This is a genomic window from Pseudomonas sp. gcc21 (assembly GCF_012844345.1).
In the GTDB taxonomy this organism is placed as follows: Bacteria; Pseudomonadota; Gammaproteobacteria; order Pseudomonadales; family Pseudomonadaceae; genus Halopseudomonas.
In genome coordinates, this window is the sequence record NZ_CP051625.1 from 3,671,210 (window position 1) to 3,687,398 (window position 16,189).

General features: G+C 59.4%; 12 protein-coding genes. 10 read left to right on the forward strand and 2 right to left on the reverse strand.

Annotated features, from left to right (window positions below; all coding sequences use genetic code 11):
• The first annotated feature begins 1 nt into the window (after position 1).
• The 5 genes from HG264_RS17100 (at position 2) to hisC (ending at position 4,651) form a co-directional block, all read left to right on the forward strand.
• A complete protein-coding gene (locus HG264_RS17100; RefSeq protein WP_169408726.1) occupies positions 2 to 241 on the forward strand; it encodes a BolA family protein in 240 nt (79 codons plus the stop codon).
• 26 nt (positions 242 to 267) lie between these two features.
• On the forward strand, positions 268 to 1,533 hold the full coding sequence (gene murA, locus HG264_RS17105; RefSeq protein ID WP_169408727.1) for a UDP-N-acetylglucosamine 1-carboxyvinyltransferase: 1,266 nt from the start codon (positions 268 to 270) through the stop codon (positions 1,531 to 1,533).
• A 10-nt stretch (positions 1,534 to 1,543) separates the two neighbouring features.
• Positions 1,544 to 2,188 carry an ATP phosphoribosyltransferase gene (gene hisG / locus HG264_RS17110; RefSeq protein ID WP_169408728.1) on the forward strand — a complete coding sequence of 215 codons (645 nt, stop codon included), beginning with the start codon at positions 1,544 to 1,546 and terminating at the stop codon, positions 2,186 to 2,188.
• Between the two features lie 33 nt (positions 2,189 to 2,221).
• Positions 2,222 to 3,532, forward strand: a complete 1,311-nt coding sequence (gene hisD / locus HG264_RS17115; protein ID WP_169408729.1) for a histidinol dehydrogenase — start codon at positions 2,222 to 2,224, stop codon at positions 3,530 to 3,532.
• Between the two features lie 63 nt (positions 3,533 to 3,595).
• Positions 3,596 to 4,651 carry a histidinol-phosphate transaminase gene (gene hisC / locus HG264_RS17120; protein ID WP_169408730.1) on the forward strand — a complete coding sequence of 352 codons (1,056 nt, stop codon included), beginning with the start codon at positions 3,596 to 3,598 and terminating at the stop codon, positions 4,649 to 4,651.
• A 48-nt stretch (positions 4,652 to 4,699) separates the two neighbouring features.
• Here the strand turns inward: hisC and HG264_RS17125 are convergent, their stop codons facing one another.
• The gene (locus tag HG264_RS17125) at positions 4,700 to 5,845 is read right to left on the reverse strand and encodes a S1C family serine protease (RefSeq protein ID WP_169408731.1); all 1,146 of its coding nucleotides are present in this window, start codon (positions 5,843 to 5,845) and stop codon (positions 4,700 to 4,702) included.
• Between the two features lie 150 nt (positions 5,846 to 5,995).
• Between HG264_RS17125 and HG264_RS17130 the strand changes: the two genes are divergently transcribed.
• The 4 genes from HG264_RS17130 (at position 5,996) to tadA (ending at position 10,206) form a co-directional block, all read left to right on the forward strand.
• A complete protein-coding gene (locus tag HG264_RS17130) occupies positions 5,996 to 6,769 on the forward strand; it encodes a Nif3-like dinuclear metal center hexameric protein (RefSeq protein WP_169408732.1) in 774 nt (257 codons plus the stop codon).
• Positions 6,770 to 6,909: 140 nt separating this feature from the next.
• Complete coding sequence (gene cysD / locus HG264_RS17135; RefSeq protein ID WP_169409190.1) at positions 6,910 to 7,815, forward strand: sulfate adenylyltransferase subunit CysD; 906 nt, start codon at positions 6,910 to 6,912, stop codon at positions 7,813 to 7,815.
• A gap of 21 nt (positions 7,816 to 7,836) precedes the next feature.
• Complete coding sequence (cysN, locus tag HG264_RS17140) at positions 7,837 to 9,744, forward strand: sulfate adenylyltransferase subunit CysN (protein WP_169408733.1); 1,908 nt, start codon at positions 7,837 to 7,839, stop codon at positions 9,742 to 9,744.
• A 3-nt stretch (positions 9,745 to 9,747) separates the two neighbouring features.
• Entirely contained in the window at positions 9,748 to 10,206 is a 459-nt protein-coding gene (tadA, locus tag HG264_RS17145) for a tRNA adenosine(34) deaminase TadA (RefSeq protein ID WP_169408734.1), read from the forward strand.
• A 138-nt stretch (positions 10,207 to 10,344) separates the two neighbouring features.
• Here the strand turns inward: tadA and mltF are convergent, their stop codons facing one another.
• A complete protein-coding gene (mltF, locus tag HG264_RS17150; protein ID WP_256663713.1) occupies positions 10,345 to 11,751 on the reverse strand; it encodes a membrane-bound lytic murein transglycosylase MltF in 1,407 nt (468 codons plus the stop codon).
• 353 nt (positions 11,752 to 12,104) lie between these two features.
• Here mltF and purL point away from each other — a divergent pair, with 353 nt between their 5' ends.
• A complete protein-coding gene (gene purL, locus HG264_RS17155; protein WP_169408735.1) occupies positions 12,105 to 16,001 on the forward strand; it encodes a phosphoribosylformylglycinamidine synthase in 3,897 nt (1,298 codons plus the stop codon).
• Positions 16,002 to 16,189 lie beyond the last annotated feature (188 nt).

The following is a 16,189-nucleotide window of genomic DNA, read 5'->3' on the forward strand; positions in this document are numbered from 1 at the left end:
CATGCACGCACACGACGTGAAGAAGATGCTCGAAGAGCAATTGCCGGGAGCCCAGGTGGAAGTGGAAGGCGAAGGCTGCAATTTTCAGCTTAACGTTATCAGTGACGAGCTGGCGGCGCTGCCGCCAGTCAAGCGTCAACAGCAGGTTTACGCCCTGCTTAATCAGCCAATAACTGACGGCAGCATACATGCCGTGACCATGAAATTTTTCACCCGTGAAGCCTGGACAAGCCGTTCCTGAGAAAGGCCCCGACTAAAGAGATCCGCATGGACAAACTGATCATCACCGGCGGCGACAGCCTCGACGGCGAAATCCGCATTTCCGGGGCCAAGAATTCGGCCCTGCCGATTCTGGCCGCCACCCTGTTGGCTGATGAGCCGGTTACTATCTGCAACCTGCCACATCTGCACGACATCACCACCATGATCGAGCTGTTTGGCCGAATGGGTGTCGAACCCGTGGTTGACGAGCGGCTCAATGTTGAAGTCGATCCGACTCGCATCACCACACTGGTTGCGCCCTATGAACTGGTCAAGACGATGCGCGCATCCATCCTGGTGCTTGGGCCCATGCTGGCACACTTCGGCCAGGCCGAAGTCGCGCTGCCGGGCGGTTGCGCTATTGGTACGCGTCCTGTCGATCTGCATATTCGTGGCCTCGAAGCCATGGGCGCGGAGATCACCGTAGACGGCGGTTATATCAAGGCCAAAACACCCCCGGGCGGTCTGCGCGGTGCGCATTTCTTCTTCGATACGGTCAGTGTGACCGGCACTGAAAACGTACTCATGGCGGCGACCCTGGCCAAGGGGCGTACCGTGCTGGAAAACGCGGCCCGCGAACCTGAGGTCATTGATCTGGCTGAATGCCTGATTGCAATGGGCGCGAACATCACTGGACACGGCACCGCAACTATCACTATCGAGGGCGTGGATCGCTTGCATGCGGCGCGTTATTCGGTCATGCCGGACCGTATCGAGACCGGTACTTATCTGGTTGCGGCGGCTGCCACCCGCGGCCGGGTCAAGCTCAAGGATACTGATCCGGCAATTCTTGAAGCCGTGTTGCTCAAGCTGGAAGAAGCGGGTGCCTTGATAGATACCGGCAAGAACTGGATCAGCCTGGATATGAAGGGCAACCGGCCCAGGGCGATCAATCTGCGCACGGCTCCATACCCGGCGTTTCCGACCGATATGCAGGCGCAGTTCATAGCCATGAATGCGGTCGCCGAAGGCACCGGGACTGTCGTTGAAACGGTGTTCGAGAATCGTTTCATGCACGTCCAGGAAATGAACCGTATGGGCGCCAATATCCTGATTGAAGGCAACACGGCGATCGTAAGCGGCGTCGAGCGGCTCAAGGGTGCGCCAGTCATGGCGACCGATCTGCGCGCCTCGGCGAGTCTGGTCATTGCCGGTCTGGTTGCTGACGGCGAAACGCTGGTCGATCGCATTTATCACATCGATCGCGGCTACGAATGCATCGAGGAAAAGTTGCAAACGCTGGGCGCCTGCATTCGACGGGTACCCGCTTGAGGGAGCAGTAATGAGCCAGAGTCTGACAATTGCCCTGTCCAAGGGCCGCATCCTGGACGATACGCTGCCGCTGCTGAAGCTCGCCGGCATCGAACCGATCGAGGATCTGGAGAAAAGCCGCAAACTGATATTTCCCACCAGCGATCCGGATGTGCGTCTGCTGATCGTGCGCGCGACTGACGTGCCGACTTACGTCGAGCTCGGCGCTGCCGATCTGGGCGTGGCGGGCAAGGATGTGCTGATGGAGTACGACAGCCAGGGCCTGTACGAGCCGCTGGATCTGAAGATCGCCAATTGCCGGCTGATGACCGCAGGCCCGGTCAACACGCCCGAGCCGAAGGGCCGGCTGCGCGTCGCCACCAAGTTCGTCAATGTTGCGCGGCGCTATTATGCGGAGCAGGGGCGTCAGGTGGAGGTAATCAAGCTCTACGGTTCGATGGAGCTGGCGCCATTGGTGGGGCTGGCTGACAAGATCATCGACGTGGTCGACACCGGCAATACGCTGCGCGCCAACGGGCTGGAACCGCAAGAGTTGATCTGCCATATCAGCTCGCGACTGATCGTCAACAAGGCGGCTATGAAGATGAAGCATGCCCGCATCAAGGCGCTGATCGATGTGCTGGGCGACGCTGTCGAGCGTCGTAGCGAAACTTAATAACCTGTCATTCTCAACAAAGGTAGCTGATTGATGAACACGCCATTGAACATCGCCCGTCTCGACGCCGACCAGGTCGATTTCAATCAGCATCTGGATGCGCTGCTGGCGTGGGAAGGGGTGTCTGACCGGGCGGTGAACCAGCGCGTTGATGAGATCATCGAGGCGGTACGCCAGCGGGGCGACGCGGCAGTAGTCGACTATACGGCGCGCTTTGATGGTCTTGATGTCGCGAACATGGCTGATCTGATACTCGGTCGTGAGCGGCTTGAACTTGCCCTCGAGCGTATAACACCTGAACAGCGCACCGCCCTTGAAGTGGCTGCAGAGCGGGTGCGTCTCTATCACGAACATCAACGTCAGGAATCCTGGCGCTACACGGAAGCTGACGGCACGGTATTGGGCCAGCAGATCACCGCGCTTGATCGGGCCGGGCTTTACGTGCCCGGCGGCAAGGCATCCTACCCGTCCTCGGTGTTGATGAACGCCATACCCGCCAAGGTGGCTGGCGTTCCCGAAGTAGTCATGGTGGTGCCGACCCCTCGCGGCGAAATCAACGAGTTGGTGTTGGCTGCTGCCTGTCTGGCCGGTGTCGATCGCGTGGTCACCATCGGCGGTGCCCAGGCGGTCGCTGCGCTGGCCTATGGAACCGAAAGCGTTCCGCGCGTAGACAAGATCGTCGGGCCGGGGAATATCTACGTCGCCACCGCCAAGCGAGCCGTGTTCGGTCAGGTCGGTATCGACATGATTGCCGGACCTTCGGAAATCCTGGTGATTTGTGACGGCCAGACAGATCCGGACTGGATCGCCATGGACCTGTTCTCGCAGGCTGAACACGATGAAAATGCCCAGTCGATTCTGTTGTCACCCGATGCCGCATTCCTCGACGCGGTACAGGCCAGCCTCGACAAGCTGTTGTCCAGTCTGGAGCGCGCCGATATGGTGCGCGTGTCGATCGAAACCCGCGGGGCGCTGATCAAGGTCGCCAGTCTCGATCAGGCGATCGAAGTCTCGAACCGCATCGCACCGGAGCACTTGGAATTGTCTGTAGCGGATCCCGATGCGCTGCTACCGAAGATCCGTCATGCCGGTGCGATCTTCATGGGCCGCTTCACTCCTGAGGCGCTGGGTGATTATTGCGCGGGTCCAAACCATGTGTTGCCAACATCCGGTACCGCGCGGTTCTCCTCGCCACTTGGCGTCTATGATTTTCAGAAGCGCTCATCGGTCATTTTCTGCTCCCCGGAGGGTGCCTCGGAGCTGGCCAAAACGGCATCGGTGCTGGCCCGGGGCGAAAGCCTGACAGCCCATGCGCGCAGTGCCGAATACCGCATCAAAGACTGATAATCGGAGCCCGGATCACCTCAGTGGTCCGGGTCTCAAGCTTTCCGTTTCGAGGGTTGATAAGTGAGCCGCTTCTGGAGTCCCTTTGTTAAAGATCTGGTGCCCTATGTCCCGGGCGAGCAGCCGAGGCTGGATAACCTGGTCAAACTCAACACCAACGAAAACCCCTATGGCCCATCACCGCGTGTACTCGAGGCGATTCGCGGCGGGGTGGATGCGGGCCTGCGGCTGTATCCGGCGCCCAATGCCGACAGTCTGAAGGCGGCGATTGCCGGGTATTACTCGATCACGGCAGAGCAGGTATTTGTGGGCAACGGCTCCGATGAGGTGCTCGCACATATATTTCATGGCCTGTTCCAGCACGGCCGGCCGGTACTGTTTCCTGATATCAGCTACAGCTTCTATCCGGTGTACTGTGGTCTGTATGGCATCGAAGCCCGTACGGTAGCGCTGGCGGATGATTTCACTATTCGTCCGGAAGATTACGCGCAGCCCAACGGCGGCATTATTTTTCCTAACCCGAATGCGCCGACCGGCATGCTATTGGGCCTGGACAAGATCGAAGCCATTCTTCAGACCAACACCGAGTCGGTGGTGGTGGTCGATGAAGCCTATGTCGATTTCGGCGGCGAGACGGCAATCGGCCTGGTCGATCGTTATCCCAATCTGCTGGTGACCCAGACCCTGTCCAAGTCACGCTCGCTCGCTGGCATGCGGGTCGGCCTGGCGGTGGGTCATCCGGAGCTCATAGAAGCGCTTGAGCGGATAAAGAACAGTTTCAATTCCTATCCGTTGGATCGTCTTGCTTTGCTGGGAGCGGTCGCGGCTTTTGAAGATGAGGAATACTTCCGCACGACGTGTCAGGCGGTCATGCGTAGCCGGGGAAATCTGAGCCAGGCATTACAGGCGCTGGGATTTGAAGTGTTGCCTTCTGCCGCCAACTTTGTGTTTGCCAGGCATGGCGCGCATGATGCCGGAGGGTTAGCCCAGGGGTTGCGCGAGCAGCGGGTAATCGTCCGGCACTTCAATGCGCCGCGAATCAACCAGTTTCTGCGCATAACCATCGGTACCGATGAACAGAATCAGGCGCTGCTCGACGCGCTGAAACACCTTATCTGATTCGTGACCGGCTAGGGCCCCTCGGGGCCCTTTTCGGTGCGGGGCCGCTCAGGGTTTGAAACTGGGCCGAACGCCAACCTGCGCGACAAAGGTGTGCTTTTTGCCGTCGCGCAAAATCTCCATGGTCACTTTCTCACCGGGATCGGCCCGTGCCACCTGGTTCATGGCATCGCGTCCGCTGCTGGCGGGCTGGTCATCAATGCGCAAAATCAGATCACCAGGCTGTAACCCCGCTTGCCAGGCGGGGCCATCTCGATAGAGTCCGGTAATCACGATACCCTCGCTCTGGTTGAGCTTGTAAGAAGCCGCCAGCTCGGGGGTTACCGGTTGCACTTCGACGCCCAGCCAGCCCCGTATGACCCGGCCAGCGGCGATGATTTCCTGCATCACCTCGTAGGCCAGTCGAGCCGGGATAGCGAAACCGATTCCCTGGGAGCCTCCTGACTGGGAAAAAATCGCGGTATTGATACCGATCAGATTGCCGTGTGCATCTATCAGCGCGCCGCCGGAGTTGCCCTGGTTGATAGCAGCATCTGTCTGGATAAAATCTTCATAGGTATTAAGCCCCAGCTGATTGCGACCTGTGGCGCTGATGATTCCCATGGTTACCGTCTGGCCCAGGCCGAACGGGTTACCGATTGCCATGACCACATCACCGGTGCGCTGTCTGAGTTCGTCGCTGGAGCTGATGGTGACCGCCGGCAGGTTGGGCAGATCGATTTTCAGTACCGCCAGATCGGTTTCCGGATCCGTGCCGATCAGCCTGGCAAGTGCTTCGCGGCCGTCCTGCAGAGCAACGAGAATCTCATCGGCGTCAGCAATGACGTGATTGTTGGTCAGCAGATAGCCATCGGGGCTTAGAATCACTGCCGAACCGAGGCTGGACTGGCGCCGTGCGGGCGCCGGCATGGTGTCCGAATAATCCCTGAGGGTTGGCGCACGCGGCGGTGGGTTGGTCTCGGTGCCGAGGTCCTTGCTGGTAAAGATGCTGGCGACGGCGGGCGCAGCGCGCTGTACCGCGTCGCTATAGGAGGCTGGGCCCACCGACGGAGCTGCAGCCTGCGGTGCGACCTGAATCGCTACGTTGCTTTTTTCGGGCAAGCCGAGCCAGTGCGGGTACTTCTGGATTATCAGCAGTGCCGCCAACAGGCCGCAGGCCACAGGCCACGCGAGATTACGCACGAGATCCTTCATTTACGCTGTCCCTTGAATCATGGTCGGCCCGTCTAAGGAACCTAAACCGAGCATTATAGGTACATGCCAAGGCCCTGTGGAGCGCAAGTTCTTGAAAAGGCTCTGCTGCGGCTCGAGAATGCAAGCTCTGTCCATTGGCTGGAGAATATCATGAGCGATCAAGGCTCGGTCCCACGCAACGAGCTCGTTGCCTACTGTGATGCCATGTTGGAAAGTCCGGCGTTTCAAGACTACTGCCCGAACGGATTGCAGGTCGAAGGGCGCGACCAGGTGCGGCGATTGATTACCGGCGTCACCGCCAGTCAGGCATTGGTTGATGCTGCGATAGAGCAGGGCGCGGACATGCTGTTGGTCCATCACGGGTATTTCTGGAAAGGTGAAGCTGCGCCGCTGACCGGGATCAAGAAGAAACGACTCAAGGCCCTGCTGGAAAACGATATCAGCCTGCTGGCCTACCACCTGCCGCTGGATGTCCATGCCGAGGTAGGCAATAACGTCCAGCTTGCCCGGTTGCTGGGCTGGCATATTCTCGGCGGCCTGGAGCCGACCAATCCGCGGTCGGTAGGGTTGCACGGTGAACTCGAGTCAGCCCTTTCGGGGGCTGAGGTGGCGAGCAGCCTCGAGCAAGCCCTCGGACGGGCGCCATTGCACATCGCCGGAAACGACCGGCCGATCAAGCGTATTGCCTGGTGCACCGGCGCGGCCCAGGGTTACATCGAGAAGGCCATAGCACTTGGGATGGACGCCTTCGTCACGGGGGAGGTTTCCGAGCCGACGGTTCATAGTGCGCGGGAGAACGGTATTCATTTCTTTGCCGCAGGTCATCACGCAACCGAGCGGTACGGAGTGCAGGCGCTGGGCGAGAAGCTTGCCGCTCAGTTCGGTATCGAACACCGGTTTGTCGATATCGATAACCCTGTCTGATTCGTTGTGACTCCGGTTGCATCGGGCTGATCGGGCTAATATATGGTTATGCTTTAAAGGTATTAAAAGGCGGCTTATTAGATGCAAGTGGCTTTGTTACAATGCCTGCCTATCTGATTGCCCTTCATCGTGAGTACGCCATGCTCGAAAAACTGACACATCTCAAGCAACTGGAAGCCGAAAGCATCCACATCATTCGCGAGGTGGCCGCCGAGTTTCAGAATCCGGTGATGCTGTATTCGATCGGCAAGGACTCCGCGGTCATGTTGCACCTGGCCCGCAAGGCCTTCTATCCGGGCCGGCTGCCGTTCCCGGTCCTGCACGTCGATACCGGCTGGAAATTTCGCGAGATGTACAGTTTCCGTGAACGCATGGTCGAGGAGATGGAGCTCGAACTGCTGGTTCACAAGAATCCCGAGGGCGTGGCGCAGGGCATCGGACCCTTCACCCATGGTAGTGCTGTGCACACTGATGTGATGAAGACGCAGGGCCTGAAACAGGCATTGGACAAGTATGGCTTTGATGCCGCCTTTGGCGGTGCCCGCCGTGATGAGGAAAAATCGCGGGCCAAGGAACGCGTCTACTCCTTCCGTGACAAGCATCACCACTGGGATCCGAAGAACCAGCGTCCCGAATTGTGGAATATCTATAACGGCAAGGTTCACAAAGGCGAGAGTATCCGCGTATTCCCGCTATCCAACTGGACCGAGCTGGATATCTGGCAATACATCTATCTCGAAAGCATTCCGATTGTGCCTTTGTATTTTGCCGCCAAGCGCCCGGTGGTCGAGCGCAACGGTTCGCTGATCATGGTCGATGACGAGCGCATGCCGCTGGAAGAGGGCGAAGTGCCGGAAGAAAAGATGGTCCGCTTCCGCACCCTCGGCTGTTATCCGCTGACCGGCGCAGTGGAGTCCACCGCTGCCAGCTTGCCGGAAATCATTCAGGAAATGCTTTTGACCCGCACGTCTGAGCGCCAGGGCCGGGTGATCGACCACGATCAAGCCGGATCGATGGAAGAAAAGAAACGCCAAGGCTATTTCTAAGCGCTCACCCCGGAGAATTACATGAGTCACCAATCAGATCTTATCAGTCAGGATATCCTGGCCTATCTGGGGCAGCACGAGCGTAAGGAGCTGCTGCGCTTTCTGACCTGCGGCAACGTCGACGACGGCAAAAGCACGCTGATCGGCCGTTTGCTGCACGATTCCAAGATGATCTATGAAGATCACATGGAAGCCATCACCCGAGACTCGAGAAAGTCCGGTACCACGGGCGAGGAAGTCGACCTCGCGCTCCTGGTTGATGGGTTGCAGGCCGAGCGCGAGCAGGGCATCACTATCGATGTAGCCTACCGCTACTTTTCCACTGCCAAGCGCAAATTCATCATTGCCGACACCCCCGGCCATGAGCAGTACACCCGCAACATGGCCACCGGGGCTTCAACCTGTGACCTGGCGATCATCCTGATTGACGCCCGTTACGGCGTACAGACGCAGACCCGCCGGCACAGCTTTATCGCGTCGCTATTGGGCATCAAACACATCGTCGTTGCTATCAACAAGATGGACCTGATGGATTTCGATCAGACCGTATTCGACCGGATCTGTGACGATTACCGGCGCTTCGCCGGCGGGCTTGAACTGCTTGACGGCAGCAGCGTGCACTTTGTGCCCATGTCTGCGCTGAAGGGCGACAACGTGGTCAATCGCAGCGAGCGCAGCCCCTGGTATACCGGGCCGTCGCTGATGGAAATTCTCGAGACGGTTGAAATCGCCGCCGACCGCAACCTTACCGATCTGCGCTTCCCGGTGCAGCTGGTTACCCGACCGAACCTGAACTTCCGCGGCTTCGCCGGTACCGTTGCGTCCGGCGTCGTCCACAAGGGCGACGAGCTGGTGGTGCTCCCTTCGGGCAAGACCAGTCGGGTCAAATCCATCGTGACCTATGATGGCGAGCTGGAAAGCGCCGGACCAGGCCAGGCCGTTACTCTGACCATGGAAGATGAGGTGGATATCTCCCGGGGCGACATGCTGGCGCATGTGGACAATCGGCCGTTGATCGGCGATCAGTTCGAAGCCGACATCGTGTGGATGGCTGAGCAGCCAATGCAGCCAGGGCGCAAGTACGACATCAAGCGTGCGACCAGCACCAGCCCGGGCTCCTTCACGCGTATCCTGCACCAGATCGACGTCAATACGTTGGAGAAGCAGACCGCGGCGCAGCTGGAATTGAATGAGATTGGTCGGGTTGAGCTGGCCCTGGAGCGGCCGATTGCCTATGACGATTATCGAGCCAACCCGGTTTCAGGCGCATTCATTATCGTCGACCGCATGACCAATGGCACCGTCGGCGCAGGCATGATCGTGGCCAAGGGGTTGTTCGGACAGAACACCACGGGCAGCCATCATGGCCGTCTGGCCCACGTAACCGCATCGGAACGTGCTGTACGTTTCGGTCAGGAGCCGGTCACCGTGCTCTTCACCGGCTTGTCCGGGTCCGGCAAAAGTACTATTGCCTACGCGGTGGAGCGCAAGCTGTTCGATAGCGGCCGCGCCTGTTACGTGCTGGATGGCAAGGTGCTGCGTCAGGATCTGAGCAAGGGGGTAGGGCAGGATGCTGCCGGCCGTGCCGCGAACCTGCAGAAAGGTGCACGCATCGCCAGACAGCTCAATGAAGCCGGCTTGATTGCTCTTGGCGCCTTTATGGCACCTACCGAAGAGGGGCGTGCGGCTGCCAAGCACATCCTTGGCGAACGGTGCCTGATGGTGTATCTGGATGCGCCGCTTGAGGTCTGTAAAACTCGGGATCCGTCCGGGCTGTACGCGGCCAACACCGAAGACACCGTGCCGGGAGTTTCTTATCCTTACGAAGCGCCGGAAGACGCAGAGCTGGTATTGAATACTGCCGAGCTGGATGTGGATACCTGCGTTGAGAAGGTTATCGGCCTGCTGCGCGAACGGGCGCTGATCTGATCAATGAAACCTGCCGATATCGACTTCATGCGCCTTGCGCTCGCGGAAGCCGAACAGGCCGCCGCCTGCGGTGAGGTGCCGGTTGGCGCCGTGCTGGTGCAGGACGGCCGGGTTATCGGCAGGGGGTTCAATCAGCCTATCGTCAGCCATGATCCCAGCGCCCATGCTGAAATGGTGGCGCTGCGTCAGGCGGCCACCAAGCAGCAGAACTACCGCTTACCCGATTCCACGCTGTATGTGACGCTGGAGCCTTGCACCATGTGTGCGGGGCTTCTGATTCATAGTCGGGTCAAACGGCTGGTATTTGGCGCCACGGAGCCGCGCGCGGGCGCGGTAGTAAGCCGTAGCCAGATCCTTGCGCAGCCCTGGATGAATCATCGCATTGAAGTGGAAGGCGGTGTGCTGGAAGAGGAGTGCGCTGCCGTCCTGACCGCGTTTTTCAAGGCTCGTCGGGGGCGTTGAGCCAAGCGCACGGCTTGGGCGTTTCTCAGCCGCCATCCTGACAGTCGCTTCCTTTGCTGCGAGTTAACCTTTCGGTAGTTTCTATCGGTATCTCACGTCACGCTCAGCCTCTGGCAGGTTGCTGCGGCAGCGTCGCGCTCAGATCCCCTGGGGCAGTTGCTCCAATATGCCTGGTGTGTGGTAGTTGCTGTCCGGTAAGCGGCCCGTTTCAGACTGCGGCTGGGTTATCCATTGCAGGATTTCATAATAGCGCCGGATATTCTGCACGTAGTTGACGGGTTCCCCGCCGCGGGCATAACCGTAGCGGGTCTGGGTGTACCACTGTTTCTTGGCAAGCAGAGGCAGATGGTCTTTTACATCAATCCAGCGATTTGGATCGCGGCCGTTGTTACGCGTCAGGATCCGCGCATCTTCCAGATGCCCGAGCCCGACGTTATACGCAGCCAGGGCAAACCAGGTGCGGTCTGGCTCGGGAATATCCGTCGACAATTGATCCCGCACCCAGACCAGATAGCGCGCCCCGCCAAAAATACTCTGCTTGGGATCAATGCGGTTGGTCACGCCGACAAATTTGGCCGTCGGCAGGGTCAGCATCATCAGACCGCGCACGCCTGTGGGTGAACGTGCATCCGGGTCCCACAGCGATTCCTGGTAGGCCATGCCTGCCAGTAGGCGCCAATCCAGAGCATACTGATCGCCGGCCTGACGGAAATGGGTTTCAAACCGCGGCAACCGACTCTGCATGTGTCGGGCGAAGGCCCGGGCGCCGACGTAATCAAGCACATCGGAATGGCCATAAAATCGCTCAACCAGCTGATCGAGCGTTCCGTTTGTCTTTATCGTCTCGAAGAAGGAAGAAATCGCTTTGAGCAGACTGTCATCATTGCTGTGCGGCAACACCCAGGCGATAGGGCGGGGCTGGTCAAGATCGAAACCGACGCGGACAGCGGGGTAGAACGCCTGATTGACCACCAGTTCGTTGGAATACACCACCGCGTGGTCGATTTCGTCATCGTTGACCAGGCGTAGCAGGTCGACGATTTCGAGGTTGTCGGATTCCTCGAACGTCAGCTCGGGGTGTTCGAGTTGCAGATTGCGCAGCTGGTCGGCCACGGTGCTGCCCTTCAGTACCATGACGCGTTTGCCGAAGATATCGCCGAGATTGCGTGGTTGGCGGGTACCGCGCCGATAGACCACCTGCGGGGTAGCATCAAGGTAGGGTTCAGCGAAGCGAACCTGACCCTCACGGGCCGGGTTGATTGTCAGACCCGCTGCAGCCAGGTCCGGACCATTCTCTGCGCCCAGACGCTGATAGATTTCATCGAGCGTATTGGAAGTGCTGAGATCCAGCTCCACGCCCAGGCTGTCGGCAAAACGTTTACTGAGTTCGTACTCGAGACCGGTATCGCCGTTACGGTCCTGGTAATAAGTGGTGGGTGTGTTGCGGGTGATTACACGGAGCACACCCTCTTCGTGAATCTGCTCCAGTCGGTTGGGTTTCTCGCAACCGGTCAGAACCAGGGTCAGGGCAAGCAGGGTCAGCACTGCTGAGCGTGCTTTGCCTGACCACCCGATTGCCGTCGACTGAACGCCTCGCCCAGCCAAGCCCGCTGTGACCGAACGGGAAGTCGGCGCGCTTCGCAGCACATCTGGCCGTGTTCTGGCTGCCTCGCGTGGAGCCTGCGAGGATGTGTTGTTCAAAGGGATGGGACGCATGGGCGCAAGTATATGCAAATCCACCGCCCCGCAATAGCGGCGGGTTGCAGTAGTGTTGCATGGGGCACCGCCGCGTACCGGTGGGCTGTCCGAGTCGCTCCCCAGCGTGGTGGGAAGTCAGCGCTTGAGGTATCCTATGGGCCTTCAATTTTACCTTCCAGCACCCCGAGGCCTATATCGACATGCAAATTCTGCGTGGAGCCCCAGCCCTTTCCGATTTTCGCCGTGACAAGCTGCTTGCGCGCCTTCAGTCCACTGTGCCTGCGGTGCAGGGCCTGTATGCCGAGTTCATGCATTTCGCCGAGCTGGCGGCGGAGCTCGACGAGCACAGCGAACAGGTGCTTGAGCGACTGCTCAAATATGGTCCGTCGGTTACGGTTGAAGAGCCTGGCGACAATCTGATTCTGGTGGTTCCGCGTTTTGGCACCATTTCGCCCTGGTCGAGCAAGGCGACCGATATCGCGCATAACTGCGGTCTCGATGCGGTCGCGCGGCTGGAGCGGGGAACGGCTTATTACGTTCGGGGGGAGCTCACACCCGCCGATCGCCTGATCGTGGCGGATCTGCTGCATGACCGGATGACCGAGCTGGTACTGGACGATCTTCAGGCGGCTGAAAACCTGTTCAAGCACACTGAGCCCAAGCCGCTCAGCACAGTTGATATCCTTTCCGGCGGCCGAGGCGCGCTGGAGCAGGCCAACGTCGAGCTTGGACTGGCTCTGGCTGATGACGAAATCGATTATCTGGTTGATAGCTTCAAAGGGCTTGAGCGTAACCCCAGTGATGTCGAGCTGATGATGTTCGCGCAGGCCAACTCCGAGCATTGCCGGCACAAGATCTTCAATGCCACCTGGGATATTGATGGCCAGGCGCAGGAAAAAAGCCTGTTCGGCATGATCAAGAATACCTATGAGATGCACAGCGAAGGGGTGCTCTCGGCCTACAAGGACAACGCCTCGGTTATCGAAGGCTTTGTTGCGGGGCGCTTTTTTCCGGATGCAGCCAGCGGTGAGTACCGTGCTTATCAGGAGCCGGTGCACATTCTGATGAAGGTCGAAACGCATAACCATCCAACGGCCATCGCGCCCTTCCCGGGTGCTTCGACCGGCTCAGGTGGTGAGATTCGTGATGAAGGCGCTACCGGGCGAGGCGCCAAGCCCAAGGCTGGTCTCGTCGGCTTTACGGTATCGAATTTGCGCATCCCGGGCTTCGAGCAGCCGTGGGAAGAAGATAACGGCAAGCCTGATCGTATCGTCACGCCCTTGCAGATTATGATCGACGGCCCGCTGGGCGGGGCGGCGTTCAATAACGAATTCGGACGCCCGAACCTGACGGGTTATTTCCGCACCTTCGAGCAGACGATCGACTCGCCGCGTGGCCCGGAAATCCGTGGCTACCACAAGCCGATCATGCTGGCTGGCGGTATGGGTAACATCCGCGCCAATCATGTTGAAAAGGCTGAAATCCCGGTGGGTGCGAAGTTGATCGTGCTTGGCGGACCTGCCATGTTGATTGGGCTGGGCGGCGGGGCTGCGTCCTCCATGGCGACCGGCAGCAGCGCCGCTGATCTGGATTTTGCTTCGGTTCAGCGCGAGAACCCGGAGATGGAACGCCGCTGCCAGGAGGTGATCGACCGTTGCTGGCAGCTGGGCGAGAAGAACCCGATCCGCTTCATTCATGATGTGGGCGCCGGCGGCCTGTCCAACGCCTTCCCCGAGCTGGTGAATGACGGCGGGCGCGGTGGCCGTTTCGAACTGCGCAATATTCCCAATGATGAGCCGGGTATGAGCCCGCTGGAGATCTGGTCCAACGAGTCGCAGGAACGTTACGTGATGGCGGTCGATCCTGCCGATTTCGAGCGATTCCAGGCAATCTGTGAGCGTGAACGCTGTCCCTTTGCAGTCGTTGGCGAAGCCACTGAAGAGCAGCTGCTGACGTTGAGCGATAGCCACTTCGGCAACAACCCGGTAGATATGCCGCTGTCGGTTCTGCTCGGCAAGCCGCCGCGCATGCACCGCAGCGTTCAGCGGGAAGCCGAGCAGGGCGATGCGTTCGATAGCGCGCGCCTGGATTTGACCGAGGCTGTAGACCGGGTGCTGCGGTTGCCCTCGGTTGCCAGCAAGAGCTTTCTGATAACCATCGGTGACCGCAGTATCACCGGTCTGGTCGCGCGAGATCAGATGGTCGGACCCTGGCAGGTGCCGGTTGCCGACTGTGCCGTGACGGCGACCAGCTTCGATGTGTATACCGGCGAAGCCATGGCGCTGGGCGAACGCACGCCGCTGGCACTGCTCAATGCGCCCGCTTCGGGTCGCATGGCTGTCGCCGAAGTGGTGACCAACCTGGCAGCGGCGCGGATCGACAAGCTATCGGACATCAAACTGTCCGCCAACTGGATGGCTGCAGCAGGGCACCCGGGTGAGGATGCTCGCTTGTACGAAACCGTTCGTGCGGTGGGTATGGAGCTGTGCCCTGAGCTGGGCATTACCATTCCGGTGGGCAAGGACTCCATGTCCATGCAGACGCGCTGGCAACAGGCTGACGAAACAAAGAGCGTCACCTCGCCGATGTCACTGGTCGTCACCGGCTTTGCTCCGGTACAGGACGTGCGCCAGACCATGACGCCGCAACTGCGACTGGACCAGGACGAAACGGATCTGATTCTTATCGATCTGGGTCGCGGGCGTAACCGTCTGGGCGGTTCGGCGCTGGCACAGGTGTATAACCGTATTGGCAGTGAAACGCCTGATCTGGATGACGCAGAAGACCTCAAGGCTTTCTTTGCCGTGATCCAGGGCTTGAACAGCGACGGTCTGTTGCTGGCTTATCATGACCGCTCCGACGGTGGTTTGCTGACGACGCTGGCGGAGATGGCCTTTGCCGGACATTGCGGACTGGACGTCAATCTGGATGTCCTGGCCGATCAGGTTGCTGATCTGCCCGCTGCGCTCTTTAACGAGGAGCTGGGCGCGGTCATTCAGGTGCGTCAGGCGGATACTGAACGGGTGCTCAACGCCTTGAGTTCTGTTGGGCTGGGTGATTGCAGTGCGGTGATCGGCCGTCCGGTGAAGGAGCAAACGCTGAACTTCACTTACAACGAGCAGATCGTGCTCAGCGGCACGCGCGGTGCCTGGCAGCAGGCGTGGAGCGAGACCAGCTGGCAGATCCAGCGGCTACGCGACAACGCCGATTGCGCTGATATGGAATTTGAAAGCCTGGCGGATGACGCCAACCCCGGTCTGCAGGCGCTGCTTAGCTACGAGGTCAACGAAGACGTCGCGGCTCCCTATATCAACTCGGGCATCCGTCCGCGCATAGCCATCTTGCGCGAGCAGGGGGTAAACGGTCAGGTTGAGATGGCTGCTGCCTTCACTCGGGCAGGCTTCAACGCCATTGACGTTCACATGAGCGATATCCTCACTGGTCGGGTTGAGCTCGACAGCTTCCGCGGTCTGGTTGCATGCGGCGGGTTCTCCTACGGTGACGTGCTCGGTGCAGGTGAAGGCTGGGCCAAATCGATTCTGTTCAACGACACCGCACGTCAGGCCTTCAGCGAATTCTTCGCCCGGCCGGAAACCTTTGCGCTGGGGATCTGTAACGGCTGTCAGATGCTCTCCAACCTGCGCGAGCTGATTCCGGGCAGCGAGCATTGGCCGCGCTTTGTACGCAACCGCTCCGAGCAGTTCGAGGCGCGGGTGGCGATGGTCGAAGTGCAACCGTCTCCCTCGATATTCCTCAGCGGCATGACCGGTTCGCGTTTGCCGATCGCGGTCGCTCACGGTGAGGGGCACGCCGAGTTCGCCTCCAGCGAGGCGGTCGATGCGTGCGAGGCGAGCAGCAGCGTCGCTCTGCGTTATATCGATAACCGGGGTCGCATGACCGAGCGCTATCCGGCGAACCCCGGCGGTTCTCCGCGCGGGATTACCGGGCTGACCACGGCAGATGGCCGGGTCACCATCATGATGCCGCACCCCGAGCGGGTGTTCCGTGCGGTGCAGAACTCCTGGTGCCCTGAGGACTGGACGGAGGATGGCGGCTGGATGCGCATGTTCCGCAATGCGCGGGCCTGGGTCGGTTAACCGGTCAACGTTGTACGAAAATCCCGGCCATTCGCCGGGATTTTCGTATCTGGAGCGAAATTAGGTTCCGCATGTTCAAGCCCTGAAACGAAAAAGCCGGTACTGACTAATTTCAAATAGCTAAACGAAACGCTTGATTGTAATAGTATAACAATTCATATTGCTTCCCGAATTTGGAGGGGGGATTC